The sequence below is a fragment of the Bacillus sp. FSL W8-1127 genome (assembly GCF_038006725.1).
GTDB classification, from domain to species: Bacteria; Bacillota; Bacilli; order Bacillales; family DSM-4216; genus Bacillus_O; species Bacillus_O smithii.
The window spans coordinates 1,260,530-1,276,219 of record NZ_JBBOVU010000001.1 but is presented as its reverse complement, the minus strand read 5'-3'; the positions used below and the strand labels follow the sequence as shown (position 1 = coordinate 1,276,219).

The 15,690-nt window shown below is 40.4% G+C and carries 13 protein-coding genes; 2 read left to right on the top strand and 11 right to left on the bottom strand.

The annotated features are described in order from the left end of the window. Positions 1–34: 34 nt before the first annotated feature. Positions 35–1,099 (bottom strand): CAP domain-containing protein, encoded by a 1,065-nt coding sequence (locus tag NST12_RS06065; RefSeq protein ID WP_048623083.1) that lies wholly within the window; start codon positions 1,097–1,099, stop codon positions 35–37. A gap of 459 nt (positions 1,100–1,558) precedes the next feature. On the opposite strand from NST12_RS06065, the gene NST12_RS06060 reads away from it, so the two are divergent. Then, complete coding sequence (locus NST12_RS06060) at positions 1,559–1,918, top strand: YugN family protein (protein ID WP_048623081.1); 360 nt, start codon at positions 1,559–1,561, stop codon at positions 1,916–1,918. A gap of 65 nt (positions 1,919–1,983) precedes the next feature. Here NST12_RS06060 and NST12_RS06055 read toward each other — a convergent pair whose 3' ends face one another. The 7 genes from NST12_RS06055 to cyoE form a co-directional block, all read right to left on the bottom strand. Then, positions 1,984–2,445, bottom strand: a complete 462-nt coding sequence (locus tag NST12_RS06055; protein WP_048623080.1) for a DUF420 domain-containing protein — start codon at positions 2,443–2,445, stop codon at positions 1,984–1,986. Positions 2,446–2,670: 225 nt separating this feature from the next. After that, complete coding sequence (ctaG, locus tag NST12_RS06050; RefSeq protein WP_048623079.1) at positions 2,671–3,576, bottom strand: cytochrome c oxidase assembly factor CtaG; 906 nt, start codon at positions 3,574–3,576, stop codon at positions 2,671–2,673. 281 nt (positions 3,577–3,857) lie between these two features. Beyond that, positions 3,858–4,190, bottom strand: coding sequence for a cytochrome c oxidase subunit IVB (gene ctaF / locus NST12_RS06045; protein ID WP_048624417.1), 333 nt, complete (start codon positions 4,188–4,190; stop codon positions 3,858–3,860). A 3-nt stretch (positions 4,191–4,193) separates the two neighbouring features. Continuing rightward, entirely contained in the window at positions 4,194–4,823 is a 630-nt protein-coding gene (locus NST12_RS06040; protein ID WP_003354444.1) for a cytochrome (ubi)quinol oxidase subunit III, read from the bottom strand. After that, positions 4,823–6,694 carry a cytochrome c oxidase subunit I gene (ctaD, locus tag NST12_RS06035; RefSeq protein WP_048623078.1) on the bottom strand — a complete coding sequence of 624 codons (1,872 nt, stop codon included), beginning with the start codon at positions 6,692–6,694 and terminating at the stop codon, positions 4,823–4,825. Before ctaD ends, NST12_RS06040 begins: the two co-directional genes overlap by 1 nt. Positions 6,695–6,723: 29 nt before the next feature. Continuing rightward, complete coding sequence (gene coxB / locus NST12_RS06030) at positions 6,724–7,803, bottom strand: cytochrome c oxidase subunit II (RefSeq protein ID WP_003354442.1); 1,080 nt, start codon at positions 7,801–7,803, stop codon at positions 6,724–6,726. A 102-nt stretch (positions 7,804–7,905) separates the two neighbouring features. Continuing rightward, a complete protein-coding gene (gene cyoE / locus NST12_RS06025) occupies positions 7,906–8,817 on the bottom strand; it encodes a heme o synthase (protein WP_048623077.1) in 912 nt (303 codons plus the stop codon). Positions 8,818–9,329: 512 nt separating this feature from the next. Here cyoE and NST12_RS06020 point away from each other — a divergent pair. After that, on the top strand, positions 9,330–10,292 hold the full coding sequence (locus tag NST12_RS06020; protein ID WP_048623076.1) for a COX15/CtaA family protein: 963 nt from the start codon (positions 9,330–9,332) through the stop codon (positions 10,290–10,292). Positions 10,293–10,417: 125 nt separating this feature from the next. Here NST12_RS06020 and pyc read toward each other — a convergent pair whose 3' ends face one another. The 3 genes from pyc to NST12_RS06005 all read right to left on the bottom strand — a co-directional run bounded on the left by pyc (position 10,418) and on the right by NST12_RS06005 (position 15,664). Then, entirely contained in the window at positions 10,418–13,855 is a 3,438-nt protein-coding gene (pyc, locus tag NST12_RS06015) for a pyruvate carboxylase (protein ID WP_174521025.1), read from the bottom strand. A 254-nt stretch (positions 13,856–14,109) separates the two neighbouring features. Beyond that, positions 14,110–15,261 carry an FtsW/RodA/SpoVE family cell cycle protein gene (locus NST12_RS06010; protein ID WP_048623074.1) on the bottom strand — a complete coding sequence of 384 codons (1,152 nt, stop codon included), beginning with the start codon at positions 15,259–15,261 and terminating at the stop codon, positions 14,110–14,112. 121 nt (positions 15,262–15,382) lie between these two features. Continuing rightward, positions 15,383–15,664 (bottom strand): YlaN family protein, encoded by a 282-nt coding sequence (locus NST12_RS06005; RefSeq protein WP_048623073.1) that lies wholly within the window; start codon positions 15,662–15,664, stop codon positions 15,383–15,385. Positions 15,665–15,690 lie beyond the last annotated feature (26 nt).

The following is a 15,690-nucleotide window of genomic DNA, read 5'->3' as shown; positions in this document are numbered from 1 at the left end:
GAAAGAAAAAGAGGAAGTTTGCAATATACTTCCTCTACCATTTTTCTTTTTGAATAAAATCCTGTGTATAGTAAGTTTTGTAAACCCCGACTCCTAAGTGCGAATAATTTTTCTCCAGAAGTGCTTTCCGATGGCCTTCCGAATTCAGCCATCCTTGTACGGCTGCAGGACCGTCAACGTAATGGGCAGCAATATTTTCACCCGCCATCTGATAAGGAATCCCTGCTGCTTTTAAACGCGTCGCTAGATCTCCTTGTGACGGTGAATCATGCGAAAAATAATTTTTATCGCTCATTTCTTTACTGTGCCCGAACGCGACATTTGCCGTTTTTTCATCCCACTTCAGCGGCTCTAGATGAAACTCTTTTCGTATCATATTCGTTATATCAAAAATCTGTCGTTGCTCACCTTTTTCGATCATGTTCCATTGACCAGCCGTCGGATTCGGCCATTCAGGAAGTTCTCCTTGGTATATCAGCTCATACGGTTTTTGGCGAAGCAAAATTTCTTCATTGACAAATCGTACACTGGATAGCGTCCCTGAAAATTTATCCAAATACAATTGAGCGTAAATCCCCCCCATTTTTACTAACGGCTGAAGGTTTAAATCCTCTTCCGACAGTTCAAATCGATAATTCCCCGCACTAGTTTTAATCACGATTTCAGGATTCATGGAATAGGTTCGAAAAATATCGTCGATCCGTTGTCCAATTTTAAACGGCTGTACGTTTGCATCATGGCCAATGGCATAGACAGCAACCACCTTATTTTGTTCGACGCCAAATTGTATATACGAATTTTGATTTTGATAAATCCACCAATGATACCCGTATTGCGTTGGATCGATGCGGACCGGTTTCCCAAATTTAGAAATGACTTGCTGTTCGGATTTTCCGATAAAAAAAGCTAAACTTTCTTTCGGCAATTTTTCAGCCACATGTGTTTCTTGTGATCGTTTCTCTTCGCTTCCTTTCCATTTAAGAGAGTTGTCTTGCAGCGGCGGCTGTAAAAATCCCCAGTTCTCAGCATATTGATTTAAGTAAACTCCCATCACCAGAATGATGCTCAAAACCACAAGGACTCTCAAAATCGTTCGCAATCATTTCCCTCCTTCTAATTCTTTCAAGCTTGCAACAAGTAATCGTTCGGATGCCAGCCTTCATAACCAAGCCGTCTATCGAAAATCCCACTTTCGCTTTTGTGAGACTTTGCTTTTGAAACTCGTCACAATCAAATATCATTATCCCGAACTAGTTGTCCTCAGTCGTGCAGAAAAGAACATTTTAAAGAGACGTTTCGCTTGTTCCAAACATTTACGGATATTCTTTTAATCACTAGAATCATACATGATCGCATTCGAAAAATCTACGTCTATTGTTCCACATTCAATGCAGAGAAAATCATTCATAAAATATTTTATGCGATAGAAAATAAAAAAGATGGATTGAATAAATGTCTTGGATATATTTGCAAGCAGAATTTTTTTCGACTATTATAAAAATAAGATAATGGACTTTTCGCAATTTTCTTTAAAACTCTTTTTTGGGGGGATTTGTCCATGAAATTTGAAAATGTTGGTTTAGAAAAATACAAAGCAGATTTAAACCGCTTGGACGAAATTATGGAAGAACATCGATTGATTCGTGCGGGACAGTGGGATTATGAACGTGTCACATACGATCGCAAATTTGAATTAAAAGAAGGCGTATATTATCTTCGCGTCCAAGGATATGCCGTAGAAGGCGATGTGGGGGCTCATGATGCCGTCATTCAGTTAATGACACCCATTCTTGGAAAACATTATTATCCGCACGGGATAGAATATGGTGATGACGAATATTATCCCGAATATTTGGTGAAAGAATGTGAATCCGTTCTTTCCGCCGTCAAAAAAGAGATTGAATCTTTCGCCGTGTAGAAAAAGCGCAAAGCCAACCTTCAGTCGGCTTTGCGCTTCTTTAGATTTCAGCACCTAAATAATGCTCAATACCCCAAGATCGCTTTTAGCATCGAAGTTGTTTCGCCGCCTTTGTAAAATACGTAAAGCAGCAAATACACAGCGATCCCAGTAATCGCTGTGAAAAACCAGATAATGCTCGTAACAGGTCCTATTTTCCGATGTTTTTCAAATTTGCTTTTGTAGCCAAGCCAAAGGGTAACAGCTCCAAAAATCCCCCCGATTGTCGCAAGGAAAATATGGAAAATCAAAAAAATCGTATAGTAAACTTTCATATTAGCGGGACCGCCGAAAGCTGTGTTGCCAATAAACAAAGTTCTGCTTAAGTAAATGATAAAAAAGGTCAACGCAAAAATGGCGGCTGCCGTCATCAATTTTTGATGAGTATCTCTTTTTCCTTGTACAATTTTGATCCAACCGATACCGATTAGTACGGCACTTATGACAATGCAAGATGTGCTAATGGTAGGTAAAATAGGAAGCGTCATTTCCTTTCTCCTCTCTTCTTAACCATTTTACTATGTACATAACCATTCGCATTTCTATTTAGGACTATGACAAAACTCTGGGAATGAACCGGATGATGTTTCGTTCCATCCGTTATGTTTTTTAAACCGGGCACACTTTATGGTTCTATAAGAAAGGCTCCTTTTAAAAAGGAACAGACTCCCTTCTTGGGAATCTTCTTTCCGATTGAGCGTATTTCATTTAAGCTACCATTTCGTTTGGTGCTCACGAAGAGAAGCTTCCGTAATTTGATCGGCTTCAAGCTGTTCTTTTCGGTACCAATCAAAGAAAATTCGGGCCAGCACAATACCATAAACAACTTCTTGTATAATTTTCATCAACACTCCACCAAGCTGTTGATCTTCGATTACCGGCAAATTGGAAAACAGCTCGGGGCCGGAAAGTTCCAAACCATTTAGAGTGTTGGTTGGAACGCACAATTGCATCGATTGCAGCCAAGAAGACGGATCGCTGTACGTGTTATATAGGGGATGGCCGGAAAAAATAATCAATCCGCAAGCAGGGGTCAAAAGTACGGCATCAGCGATTAAATATCCGACCTTGCGTAATCCGATCAAATTCGAATGTTCGGGCAAATGATTCATCAGCGGCCACCACATAAAAAGGGCAAATCCAAATAAGACAACCGTGAAAAGCCCATGAAAGATCCCGTTCTTGTTAATCTTATCAAGAATAGCTGGAATATGGTAGAAGGAAAAAAGCCCGTTGAAAGCAATCGCTGCCATTAATGGTTTTGTCAATAACGAAAAAATCGGCTTGATGATTGGCAATTCAATTATGTATTTCCAAAACCATACCGGAATTCCTTTTATGAGGATCGGAGGCAGAACCAAGCAAAGAATGGCCATTTGAACCATGTGATATGAAAACATAATATGGCTCATTAAATCAACGGGAGAGCCTTTAATACCATACAAAATCACCATGGCCAGAATAAAATGCAATAATTCTTTTTTGGTCAAAGGTTTACTGTTCGGAAAAACATTTCTCCATTTGATCATCAGCAAAAGGTAAAAGACTGTCATCAAAAGTATGGCCATCAAAAAATACGGGCTCCACAACGCTTGAAACCCAAATATTGTGATTGGCATTGCTTCATCCCCTCATTCCCGTCAATTGCCCATAATATCATTATACTTTCTCTGCCAAACAGGAACAATGCAACAATTGACAAGTTTATGATTTTTCGCTGCCTTTGCGTTATGGTTTTACCGTTTTATCGAATGAGCCGAAAAGCCAACCGTTATGGCTGGCTTTTCGTTTCTTCAATCTTTCCCACACCGCATCCATCAAAAGATGAGTGAAACAGTAGGCCAATACAAAGTCCTACCATCAGGATAAAATAGTCATTCTTATCCGTCATTTTCACTTTTTAGATCCAAACAATCGTCGCAAACGTCAATACAGTTAAAAATGCGACGAAGACTGCGGACCAGAAAAATAGTGAAGGAGCTTCATGGCCTTTATGACTCATGTGCATAAAATAATATATTTGAAACAACACTTGTATGCAGGCCAGCAGCAAGACAAATGGCAGCACAAACCATTTCGATAAACCCGCCCCAACGGCCACAAACGCTATCAGCGTTAAAAAGAGCATCAGCGTGAAGGACACAATCTGCATTCTCATTTCTTCCGCATTTCTTCTTCTTCGAAACTTATAGTCGATTCTTGAATTTTCTTGATTGACAGGTTGATCCGTCATCATTCATCCCACCTTTCCCATCAAATATACGACAGTAAAGATAAACACCCACACGACGTCAATAAAATGCCAATACAAGCTGGCTACATAAAATTTCGGTGCATTGTAAAGAGTTAAGCCGCGTTTCGCATTGCGAATCATTAATGTCAAAATCCATAACAATCCAAAAGTAACATGGGCTCCGTGAAATCCGGTCAATGTATAAAAAGCCGAACCGAACGCACTGCTGGTAAAAGTATGATGAAATTCATGAACATAATGATTAAATTCATAAATTTCCGCTACCAAGAAGCCTATTCCAAGAAGTACAGTGATGAACAGCCAAGCCTGCATGCGCTTAAAATTGTAATTCCTCATATGGTAAATGGCATAGACGCTGGTAAGGGAACTTGTTAAAAGAAGCATCGTCATCGTAAATACGAGCGGCAATTCAAATAATTCTTTTGCATGCGCTTGATTAGGATTTGGAACTTTATCTTTTAAAGCGATATATGTTGCAAAAAGGGAGGCAAACATGACGGTCTCGCCTCCAAGAAACAACCAAAAGCCAAGAAATTTATTTTTCCCTTCAATGGTCGCTTTTTCAGGCAATTCGGGCCATGTTTGCGGCGTAAACTTTTGTTCCGCTTCCATTATGCCTTAACCCCCTTTTCCGAATCTTCCAACAATTCTTCTTTGTGAATATGGTAGCCATGATCGTCCTTCACGGAACGGATCAACATGGAACCGAATGTGATGGCCAAGCCAACGAACAACACTGGAATTCCCAACGGTGAATCAGCATGATACATTACGCCGAAAGAAGCAACAAATAAACCAAAAGCGATGAAGAACGGAAGTATGGATGAATTCGGCATATGAATATCACCGATCGGTTCAGCGGGCGTCAGTTCATTGCGCCCTTCCATTTTTTCCAGCCAATAAGCATCCAATCCACGAATCAGTGGTGTTTGTTTAAAATTATAATATGGCGCCGGCGAAGAAACGGCCCATTCAATTGTCCGTCCATCTCCCCACGGATCATTGCCGACTCTCTCTCCTTTGGCTGTGGAAGCGATGATGTTGAACAGTAAGATGAAAACGGCAATTCCCATCAAACCGGCCCCAATTGAACTGACCAAGTTTGGAGTATCAAAGCCCTGATTGGGTAAATACGTCCATACTCGGCGCGGCATTCCCATTAAACCAAGGAAATGCTGAATAAAGAATGTAAGATGGAAACCGATAAAAAAGAGCACAAATGTAATTTTCCCAAGAGTCTCATTTAACATTTTGCCAAATATTTTAGGCCAGTAAAAGTGAACAGCGGCCAACAAGGCAAATACAACGCCACCGACAATGACATAATGAAAATGCGCGACAATAAAGTAGGAATCGTGATATTGATAATCAGCCGGCGCAGCCGCTTGCATAACACCTGTAACCCCGCCAATGACAAATGAAGGAATAAATGCAATCGCATACAACATAGGAGTCGAAAAACGGATATTCCCCCCCCACATTGTCAAAAGCCAGTTAAATATTTTGATTCCTGTCGGAACAGCAATCGCCATAGTGGCAACGGCAAAAATCGCATTCGCAATCGGACCTAGCCCAACCGTAAACATGTGGTGAGCCCACACCATGAACCCCAAGAAACCGATTAAAACGACTGCAAATACCATTGACGAATAGCCAAAAAGCCGTTTCCTCGAAAAAGTGGCAAATATTTCTGAAAATATACCAAAGGACGGTAATATTAAAATGTACACTTCAGGGTGTCCGAAAATCCAAAAAAGATGTTCCCAAATAATCGTATTTCCACCGCCTGCAACATCAAAGAAATTAGTTCCAAACAAGCGGTCAAACATCAATAAAAAGATTCCTACGGTTAAAGGCGGAAAGGCGAATAATATCAGAGCAGAGGCAACAAACGTAGTCCATGTAAACAGCGGCATTCTCATGTAGGTCATTCCTGGTGCCCGCATATTAATGATGGTGGCAAGAAAGTTAATTCCAGAAATCAACGTACCAAATCCTGATACTTGCAAACCAAGAACATAGAAATCAATGCCATGGCCTTTTGACGCAAGAGAAAGCGAAGCATAAGAAGTCCATCCGGCGTCAGGCGTTCCTCCTAAAAACCACGATAGGTTTAAAAAAAGTCCTCCAAAAAAGAACAGCCAAAATCCCAACGCATTTAAAAACGGGAAAGCTACGTCACGAGCTCCGATTTGAAGCGGAACCACTGCATTCATAAAAGCAAACAACAGCGGCATGGCGGCTAAGAAAATCATCGTTGTGCCGTGCATAGTAAATAATTCATTGTATGTTCCAGCACTGACGAAATCGTTATTCGGCACAGCAAGTTGAATGCGGATGAGAAGGGCCTCTACACCGCCTATCAGAAAGAACAGTCCGCCGGCCATTAAGTATAGAATGGCAATCTTCTTATGATCCACAGTCGTTAAATAATCCCAAAGAGTAGCGCCGAAACCTTTTTTCTTGGCAGCTATTGTACTCAAAGATTAACCCTCCTTTTTTGATAACCCATTTAATCTTGCACTTTAAGCGTCATTAAGTATGTCGCCAGCTTGTCAATTTGATCTTCTGTTAATTGTCCATACGCACCCGTCATTTTATTTCCGGGTTTGTATTTTTCGGGATCACGTATCCAATTTTTCAACTCTTCTTTGTTGTGATCAAGGACTCCGGCAATACGAGAGCGCTCTCCAAAATTGGCGAGATTCGGAGCAGTTCGGGCTTGCTCAGGCCGATTGTCCTGTGGCGTGACCGCGTGACAGCTGAGGCATTTTTGTTTAAAAATCTCTTGACCTTGTGCAGCGACTGGATCAGAAGGGGTTGTCACTTTAGCTGCCTGCATATCTTTGACCCATTGATTAAATTCATCCTTAGGAATAGCCTTCACTTTGAAATCCATTAAAGCATGGGAAGGTCCGCAAAGTTCAGCACACTTTCCGTAAAAGAGGTTTCCTGCTTCTTTTGCTTTCTTACCATCAAACTCCAGCCAGAACGTATTGACATTGTCGACATTCGCATCCATTTTTCCACCAGCAGCCGGCACCCAAAATGAATGCTTTACGTCGCTGGCTTTCACGCGAAAATACACTTTTTCATCAGTAGGAACGACCAAGTCTTGGCTTGTAATAATCTTTTGATTAGGATACTCAAATTCCCACCAATATAGATTGGCTCGCACATTGACGACCACCGCTTTTGGGTTCCCTTTTCCATCCTTATCATTTAAACCTTTATTATCGGCCAATTTAAAAGTAGCGGAAACCGTCGGTACGGCCAAAATCAAAAGAAGAATGATCGGAATAATCGTCCAAAGCAGTTCGAGTTTATGGCTCCCCTCCACCTGCTTCGGAATTTTGTCTTCATCCCCTTTTTTTCTTCGAAAGCGAAAAATGGCCACTACATAAACCACTACAACAACTAAAATAACCAATACCATAATGGCAGTGCTCAAAATCATCAAATCAAATTGCGTTTGAGCAACTTCGCCAGCTGGATCCAGAGCTGATAGAAACGGCTCCCCACAGCCGGAAAGTATCAGCCCCAAAACAGCTAAAACAGCAAACAGACGCCATTTTTTTAGCCTTGCTTTCATAGCCTCATCATACCCCTCTTTCATTGGATTCTAGTCAAGTTGACTAGTCCTCTATTTGGATTTCTTCGTGAAAAGAAAGAACTCCCAACCCCTTAGTTCGTCTTACACGACAGTCACAATCACCATCGTTACAAATAAAATCGTTAAATAATTCAAGGAATAGATGAACATGATACGTGCCCATTTCAAACTGTCTTTCATTTTATATCCATAAATGCCAAGAATTAACCATCCCAAGTTTAATATAGTGGCAAAAATTACAAAAAAATGACCTAATGACGTCATGAAGAATGGCAGAGGCAACAAGGCCGCAACCCACAAAACAATATGACGCTTCGTTACGTCAAATCCCTTTACAACAGGAAGCATCGGTATACCGGCAGCACGGTATTCTTCGCAGCGCTTCATAGCCAAAGCATAAAAATGAGGGGGCTGCCAAATGAACATAACGACAAATAACATAAAGGCAATCAAATTCATATGGGGATCAACAGCGGTCCATCCGATTAACGGCGGAATCGCTCCTGAAATGCTGCCTACAACCGTATTGCTGACAAAACGTCTTTTCGTCCAGAGTGTATATAAAACAACATAGCTAAATACGCCGATGATTCCCAGCACTCCAGCAGTAAACGTTGTCATAAAAAGGCTAATCGTTCCCAAAATAATAAAAGCAAAGCTCATGACCAAGACTTTTCCACTGCTGATTTTACCCGTGACGGTTGGACGTGATTTCGTTCTTTCCATGAACGGATCGATATCACGATCAATATAATTGTTCAAACTTGCCGCCCCGGCAATGACCAAGGAAGTTCCTAACATCGTAAAAAAGATGGTATCGAGCTGGGTCAAAAAATGGATGTTATTGAAGTGGAACGCCAGCCACATTCCGGTAAACGTTGTAATTAAATTGGAATTTACAATGCCGATTTTGATCAACGCCATGAAATCCTTCAAGGCAGTTGTTTCAGGAGCATTTTTTTCTGTCGTGGTAATGGCTCGAGTATTAGACACCGATTTTTCCTCCTTGTCAAAGAACAAAAATGTTCTTATTTTTTAATATAAATGATTATAGATGTTATTTCTAGCCATTCTTCTAAAATTTTGGAAATTCTCTTTCAAAATAGGTCGATCTCATTATGACTCCCACCCTAATAAATGATAAAAAGCCGTCAATATAATATTAAAACACAACGGTCGATCTTTTGTGAACAAATTATGAACTAAATATGGCTAATTTGTTACTACTACATCTAAAACATTTTCATCTTTCAAAATTTATAAGAAAATAGTAATGATTACAATGATAGATAATAAAGATCGGGGATGGTGGATTTCAAACAAAATAATAGCTATACCTCTTGATCCATCATGATGCGAAAATGCGAAAATTTTCACATGATTTTTGGTCAAAAAAGTTTGATAGTTTCCTTAATCATTGTTTTTTCTTTCATTGTTCTGTATGATCGTTACAGTGATAAACATCAAAACAACATTTTAATACTGATTTAAGAAGGTGAATAACATTGCATCGAGGATTAAAATGGTTGGCTGTTCTTTCTTCGCTCGGTATGCTTTTCGTGCTAATAGGAGGAGCTCTGGTAACCAAAACACATTCCGGGATGGGATGCGGACATTCATGGCCACTGTGTAAGGGACAGGTGATACCTGATCACATTACGGTTGCCACAGTGATAGAGTTGGCTCATAGATTTGTTACTGGTGGAGTCTCAATCTTTGTAGTGGCTTTATCGATTTGGTCTTGGATCGCCATCGGCCATGTGCGAGAAACAAAATTTTTAGTTATAATGTCCGTTTTGTTCTTAGTGCTGCAGGCATTAATTGGTGCCGCCGCCGTCGTTTGGGGACAGTCTTCTTTCGTTCTCGCACTCCATTTCGGTATTTCATTAATCTCTTTTGCAGCCATATTTTTGCTGACATTATTGATATTTGAAGTAGATAAAAAGTTTGATGCCGCTACTTTGACAATCAGCAAAAAAATGAAGTGGAATATTATCGGAGTGACCATATACAGCTACATCGTTGTGTACACTGGAGCGCTTGTCCGGCACACAAACGCCAGTCTCATTTGCAAAGATTGGCCCTTATGCGTGAATTCGCAGCCCGCACTTCCTGCCAATATGCACGAATGGATACAAATGGGGCACCGTCTCGCTGCTGCTGCCTTCTTCGTGTGGATTGCTTATATTACGTATATCGCAGTAAAACATTATAAGAATCAGCGGGTGATTTATTGGGGTTCAATCATTGCGTTAAGTTTGATGATCTTACAAGTGTTTACTGGCGCTTTAAGTATTTATACCCGTTTAAATCTCTATATTGCGCTCTTGCATGCCTTATTTATTTCTTGTTTATTTGCTCTTTTATGTTACTTAGTATTGTTAGTATTAAGAAGCAACGTGAAAGAACCAGGTATATCACCGGCAAAAGAAAAAATGTCCACTACTCGTCCAACAACTATTTCATAATGAAACGACATAAAAAAGGCGGCAAACCATTTCGTTTGCCGCCTTTTTGTCATGGATGAATCATTCAAAAAAGAAGCACACCCATTTTCCTTAAGATTTAAAATGTTTCGCTGTTTTTTTATTTCTTATTTTTGCAGCTCAATCAGTAAATCACCTGTTGAAATGGCATCGCCGCTTTTTACATAAATATCTTTCACAACGCCGGAAAAAGGAGCTTGAACCGTCGTTTCCATTTTCATTGCTTCCGTTATCATTAAATGGTCGCCTTTTTTAACTTTTTCCCCTTTCGAAACAATAACTTTCATCACCGTACCCGGCATCGTTGCAGCGATATGGTTTTTATTTTTCAAGTCTGCTTTTACTCTTGTAGCGACTGTTGATTTAATGCTTTCATCTTTGATGACCACTTCACGAGGCTGGCCATTCAATTCAAAATAGACAATTCTGGTGCCGTCTGCTTGGGCTTGGCCGATGGATACCAGCTTGACAATCAACGTTTTACCTCTTTCAATTTCTACTTCAATTTCTTCTCCTAATCTCATACCGTAAAGGAAAGTCGGTGTATCGAGAACAGATAGGTCGCCATATTTTTCCACAGCTTGAATATAATCCAAAAATACTTTTGGATATAATGCGTAGGCTATCACTTCATGAGCGGTTACTTGGCGTCCAAGTTCATGGAATAGTTCATCCCTTAAAGCTTTGAAATCGACGCTTTCGAGCAATTCACCAGGTCTGACGGTAATGGGTTCTTTCTCTTTTAAGATGACTTTTTGCAGTTTTTCAGGAAATCCTCCATATGGCTGTCCGAGATATCCTTGGAAAAATTCAACAACAGAATCAGGGAAATCGATCGTTTCACCCTTTTCCAACACATCTTCTTCCGAAAGATCATTTTGCACCATAAATAAAGCCATATCTCCCACTACTTTCGAAGAAGGAGTCACTTTCACAATATCGCCAAACATCATATTAACCCGATGGTACATTTCTTTCACTTCATCCCAGCGATCTCCAAGACCAACTGCTTTTGCTTGTTGTTGAAGGTTGCTGTACTGGCCTCCGGGCATTTCGTGCTGGTAAACTTCTGTATGCGGCGCCACCATGCCGCTTTCGAAGTCTTTGTAATATTTGCGTACGTCTTCCCAATATCGGGAAAGTTGTTCAAGCCCTTCCACATTCACAACGGGTTCTCTTTCCGTCCCTTTTAGCGCATAGTATAAGGTATTCGCGCTTGGCTGTGATGTCAAACCAGCCATAGAACTGAGCGCTACATCCACAATATCGACTCCTGCTTCTGTTGCCTTGGCGTACATATAAATGCCGTTTCCGCTCGTATCATGCGTATGCAAATGAATGGGAATATCCACCGTTTCCTTCAATTCAGAAATTAATCTGTAAGCGGATTGCGGTTTTAATAAGCCGGCCATATCTTTAATGCCGAGAATGTGAGCGCCTTGATTTTCAAGCTCTTTAGCAAGATGTTTGTAATATTGAATATCGTACTTCGTTCGAGTCGGATCATCTATATCCCCCGTATAACATATGGCTGCTTCCGCAATTTTCCCGGATTGTCGAACTGCATCAATGGCTACTTCCATCCCTTTAACCCAGTTGAGGCTATCAAAAATTCGGAAAACATCAATTCCTGCATCTGCAGATTTTGCTACAAATTCACGGATGACATTGTCAGGATAATTTTTATAACCGACTGCATTCGATGCTCTTAACAGCATTTGAAATAAAATATTGGGAATTTCTTTCCTCAATTGCAGCAATCGATCCCACGGGTCTTCTTTCAAAAACCGATAGGCGACATCAAAGGTAGCTCCTCCCCACATTTCCAATGAAAACAAATTAGGGAGCAGTCGTGCTGTTGGTTCGGCAATGCGAACAAGGTCATTCGTTCTTACCCGAGTTGCCAAAAGCGATTGATGAGCATCGCGGAAAGTGGTATCTGTCAACAACAAATTCTTTTGATTTTTCACCCATTTGACAAGTCCGTCCGGCCCTTCTTTGTCCAGAATTTGTTTTGTCCCTGACTGTATTTCCTCGTAATGCTTAATTTTAGGGATCCGAGGTTTGTCAAATACCGGTTTTTTCTTTTTTTCAATGCCCGGGAATCCGTTGACGGTGATCGTTCCGATGTAGTTTAACATTTTGGTGCCACGGTCTTTTCTTTTTGGAAAAATAAATAATTCAGGTGTTGTATCTAAAAAAGACGTGTCGTAATTCCCTGACAGAAATTTTTCGTGTTTCATGACATTTTCCAAAAATGGAATATTTGTTTTGATTCCGCGAATTCTGAATTCTTGAAGGTTTCGAACCATTTTTGCAGCCGCTTGCTCAAATGTTAGAGCCCAAGTAGACACTTTCACTAATAGCGAGTCGTAATAAGGTGTAATGACTGCTCCTTGAAACCCATTTCCTGCATCTAATCGTACTCCAAACCCTCCACCGGATCGATAAGCCATGATTTTTCCTGTATCCGGCATAAAATTGTTCGTTGGATCTTCTGTTGTCACACGTGATTGAATGGCATATCCATTAAGATGAATGTTTTCTTGTTTTGGAATCCCTATTTTTTCACTATGTAACGAGTACCCTTTCGCAATCATAATTTGGGTTTGTACAATATCGATGCCCGTGATCAGTTCAGTGATGGTATGTTCTACTTGAATGCGCGGGTTTACTTCAATAAAGTAAAAATTTTCGCCCGAAACTAAAAATTCGACCGTACCTGCATTTTCGTATTGAACGTTTTTCATTAACTGCACAGCTGCTTCACAAATTTTTTCGCGAAGTTCATCCGATAAAGAAACGCAAGGAGCCACTTCGACTACTTTCTGATGCCGGCGCTGTACGGAGCAATCGCGTTCATACAGATGAATGATATTTCCTTCTTTATCTCCAAGAATTTGGACTTCGATATGTTTCGGATTTTGGACAAATTTTTCAACATAGACTTCACTGCTGCCAAATGCGGCTTTCGCTTCCGACGCAGCTCGTTCGTAAGCTTCTTTCACTTCTTCACTGCTATGAACAATTCGCATACCGCGTCCGCCGCCGCCTAATGCTGCTTTAATGATGATCGGGTAACCATATTTTTCCCCAAACGCTTCAATCTCTTCATAGCCGGAAACAGGTCCATCGCTTCCTGGAATAACAGGAATTCCTGCTCGCTGCGCTTGTTTTCTGGCTTTTACTTTGTCGCCAAACATATCCAAATGTTCGGTCCGCGGACCTATGAAAATAATTCCTTCTTCTTCGCATCTTCTTGCAAATTCAATATTTTCAGATAAAAAACCGTAGCCTGGATGAATGGCATCCACTTCTGCGTTCTTCGCAATTTCCAGTATCCCTTCTATATCTAAATAAGCGTCTATCGGCTTTTTTCCTTCACCGACTAAATAAGCTTCATCCGCTTTATAACGATGGTAAGAACCGGAGTCTTCTTTTGAATAGATGGCCACCGTTCGAATATTTAATTCTGTGCATGCCCGAAAGACGCGAATGGCAATTTCACCCCTATTGGCGACAAGCACTTTCTCAATCTTTTTCATCATTTCTCTCCCCCAATGCAATCAAAATATTTATATATATCGTCTTATGAAACCTGTAACAAAATGGCTGATCGGTTTTGACAAGAATCTCCATGGTCAGAACCATGCAACCATTTTGCTGAATTTGGCTTATTATTGCCCTGCACTAATGAAAGGACCGATCACCCCCTATTCTTTTGTGCAGGACAACCTTTTCTATGTAACAAAAGGCGCGTGAACCGCTTTCACGCGTAATAAGCCACATTATTCTAGCCTTATTTCTTAAAGTGTTTCTCATAATAGTTAAACATGGAAATATTGGCCAATATACCCATCGATAGGGCCAGCAAAATGAGGGAGGAGCCTCCATAGCTGATAAAAGGAAGGGGTACCCCAGTAATAGGAATCAATCCTAAAATACCACCGAGATTAATAAAAGATTGAATGGCAATCATGCTGGAAATGCCAACTGCCAACATGGATCCAAAAGGGTCGCGGCACTGTATGCCAGTATAAATTCCTCTCAATACCAGAAAGGCAATCCCTCCCAATACAATCACTACTCCGGCAAGCCCTAATTCTTCAGCGATAACCGCCATTATAAAATCGGTATGGGGCTCCGGCAAATAACCTAATTTTTGAACGCTTTGTCCCAAACCAAGCCCCTTAATTCCTCCCGATCCGATAGCCAAATAAGAGTTAACTAATTGGTACCCTTGGTCACTTTTCTGTTTAAACGGATCTAGAAAACCTTCCACACGCCCCATTTTTTCAGGAGTAAAAATCTTGTCTTTTTTCAACAAAACAACAGGTGATAAAAGAAGGCTAATCACCAGACCCAGAAGGATCAATTTACCGATATTCTTAAATTTCATTCCTGACGTCAAAATGACCGTTGCGCCGATCATAAAGATAATGAATGCCGTTCCAAAGTCAGGCTGTAAAGCAATCAACAAGCAAATAAAGATCAATAATATAATTGGTGGTATGACACCCTTGTCAAAAGAGTTGATGTATTTCTGCTTTTTGGCATATACAGCTGACATATAGATAATGACAGCAAGCTTGGCAAACTCAGCGGGCTGAAGGCTGTTTGACCCCACTCGAAACCAGCTTTGCGCGTTATTGGAAACATGCCCGAAAAAAAATATAAGGATAAGCCCCGCTGTAATGGTGGCAATCATAGAGAATAAAAACTTGCTATTTTTTAAGGCTTTATAAGGAAAAAAAGCCATAATAGCAAACAGCAGAAAAGCAACCATAATATGCAATTTTTGTTTGGAATAAAAATAGTCGCTTGGAACGCCATACCGTTGGACTGCAGTGACAGAACTAGCGCTGTAAACCATCACCAATCCAAACAGGCTGAGTATGATATAAACTATTATTAAGCTGTAATCAAAAGATTTCAAGATTTTCTTAAACATACTACTCTTCCATTCTATTATGTATTGTTCACAAATTCGACATGATATTGAAATTTCCTGCTTGTATCTACAAAAAAACTCAAACAAATACACTTCGTAATGTTTGAGTTCTTACTCATGTTTATTCCTTTGAGATCGCTTCATGAATGGCAGACAGCTCTTTTTCCAAAGAATCAAGCAGCTTTTTGCCGTCTGCTTCATTCACCAATCCTAATCGAACTGCAAAATCTATTTCACGGGATAAGCCAAACATTTGAGTATCCAACACTTCCTCATAAAGAGGGCATTGGGGCATCGTTAAGTTATCCATTTGTACTTTTATTAAACGCAAAATTTTCTCTGCGTCTGCTTTCAAAAGTGAGTAGGCCTTTTCCCGGTGATCCAAAGTCGTTTCCGACGCCATTACAATCCCCCCGTTTCCGAGCGATT

What these genes read in the sequence shown, in the direction of transcription:
- NST12_RS06060 (WP_048623081.1), top strand. Translation starts at nt 1,559, where the DNA reads ATGAAATTTGAAAATGTTGGTTTAGAAAAATACAAAGCAGATTTAAAC.
- NST12_RS06055 (WP_048623080.1), bottom strand. Translation starts at nt 2,445, where the DNA reads ATGACGCTTCCTATTTTACCTACCATTAGCACATCTTGCATTGTCATA.
- ctaG (WP_048623079.1), bottom strand. Translation starts at nt 3,576, where the DNA reads ATGCCAATCACAATATTTGGGTTTCAAGCGTTGTGGAGCCCGTATTTT.
- ctaF (WP_048624417.1), bottom strand. Translation starts at nt 4,190, where the DNA reads ATGACGGATCAACCTGTCAATCAAGAAAATTCAAGAATCGACTATAAG.
- NST12_RS06040 (WP_003354444.1), bottom strand. Translation starts at nt 4,823, where the DNA reads ATGGAAGCGGAACAAAAGTTTACGCCGCAAACATGGCCCGAATTGCCT.
- coxB (WP_003354442.1), bottom strand. Translation starts at nt 7,803, where the DNA reads ATGAAAGCAAGGCTAAAAAAATGGCGTCTGTTTGCTGTTTTAGCTGTT.
- pyc (WP_174521025.1), bottom strand. Translation starts at nt 13,855, where the DNA reads ATGAAAAAGATTGAGAAAGTGCTTGTCGCCAATAGGGGTGAAATTGCC.
- NST12_RS06010 (WP_048623074.1), bottom strand. Translation starts at nt 15,261, where the DNA reads ATGTTTAAGAAAATCTTGAAATCTTTTGATTACAGCTTAATAATAGTT.
- NST12_RS06005 (WP_048623073.1), bottom strand. Translation starts at nt 15,664, where the DNA reads ATGGCGTCGGAAACGACTTTGGATCACCGGGAAAAGGCCTACTCACTT.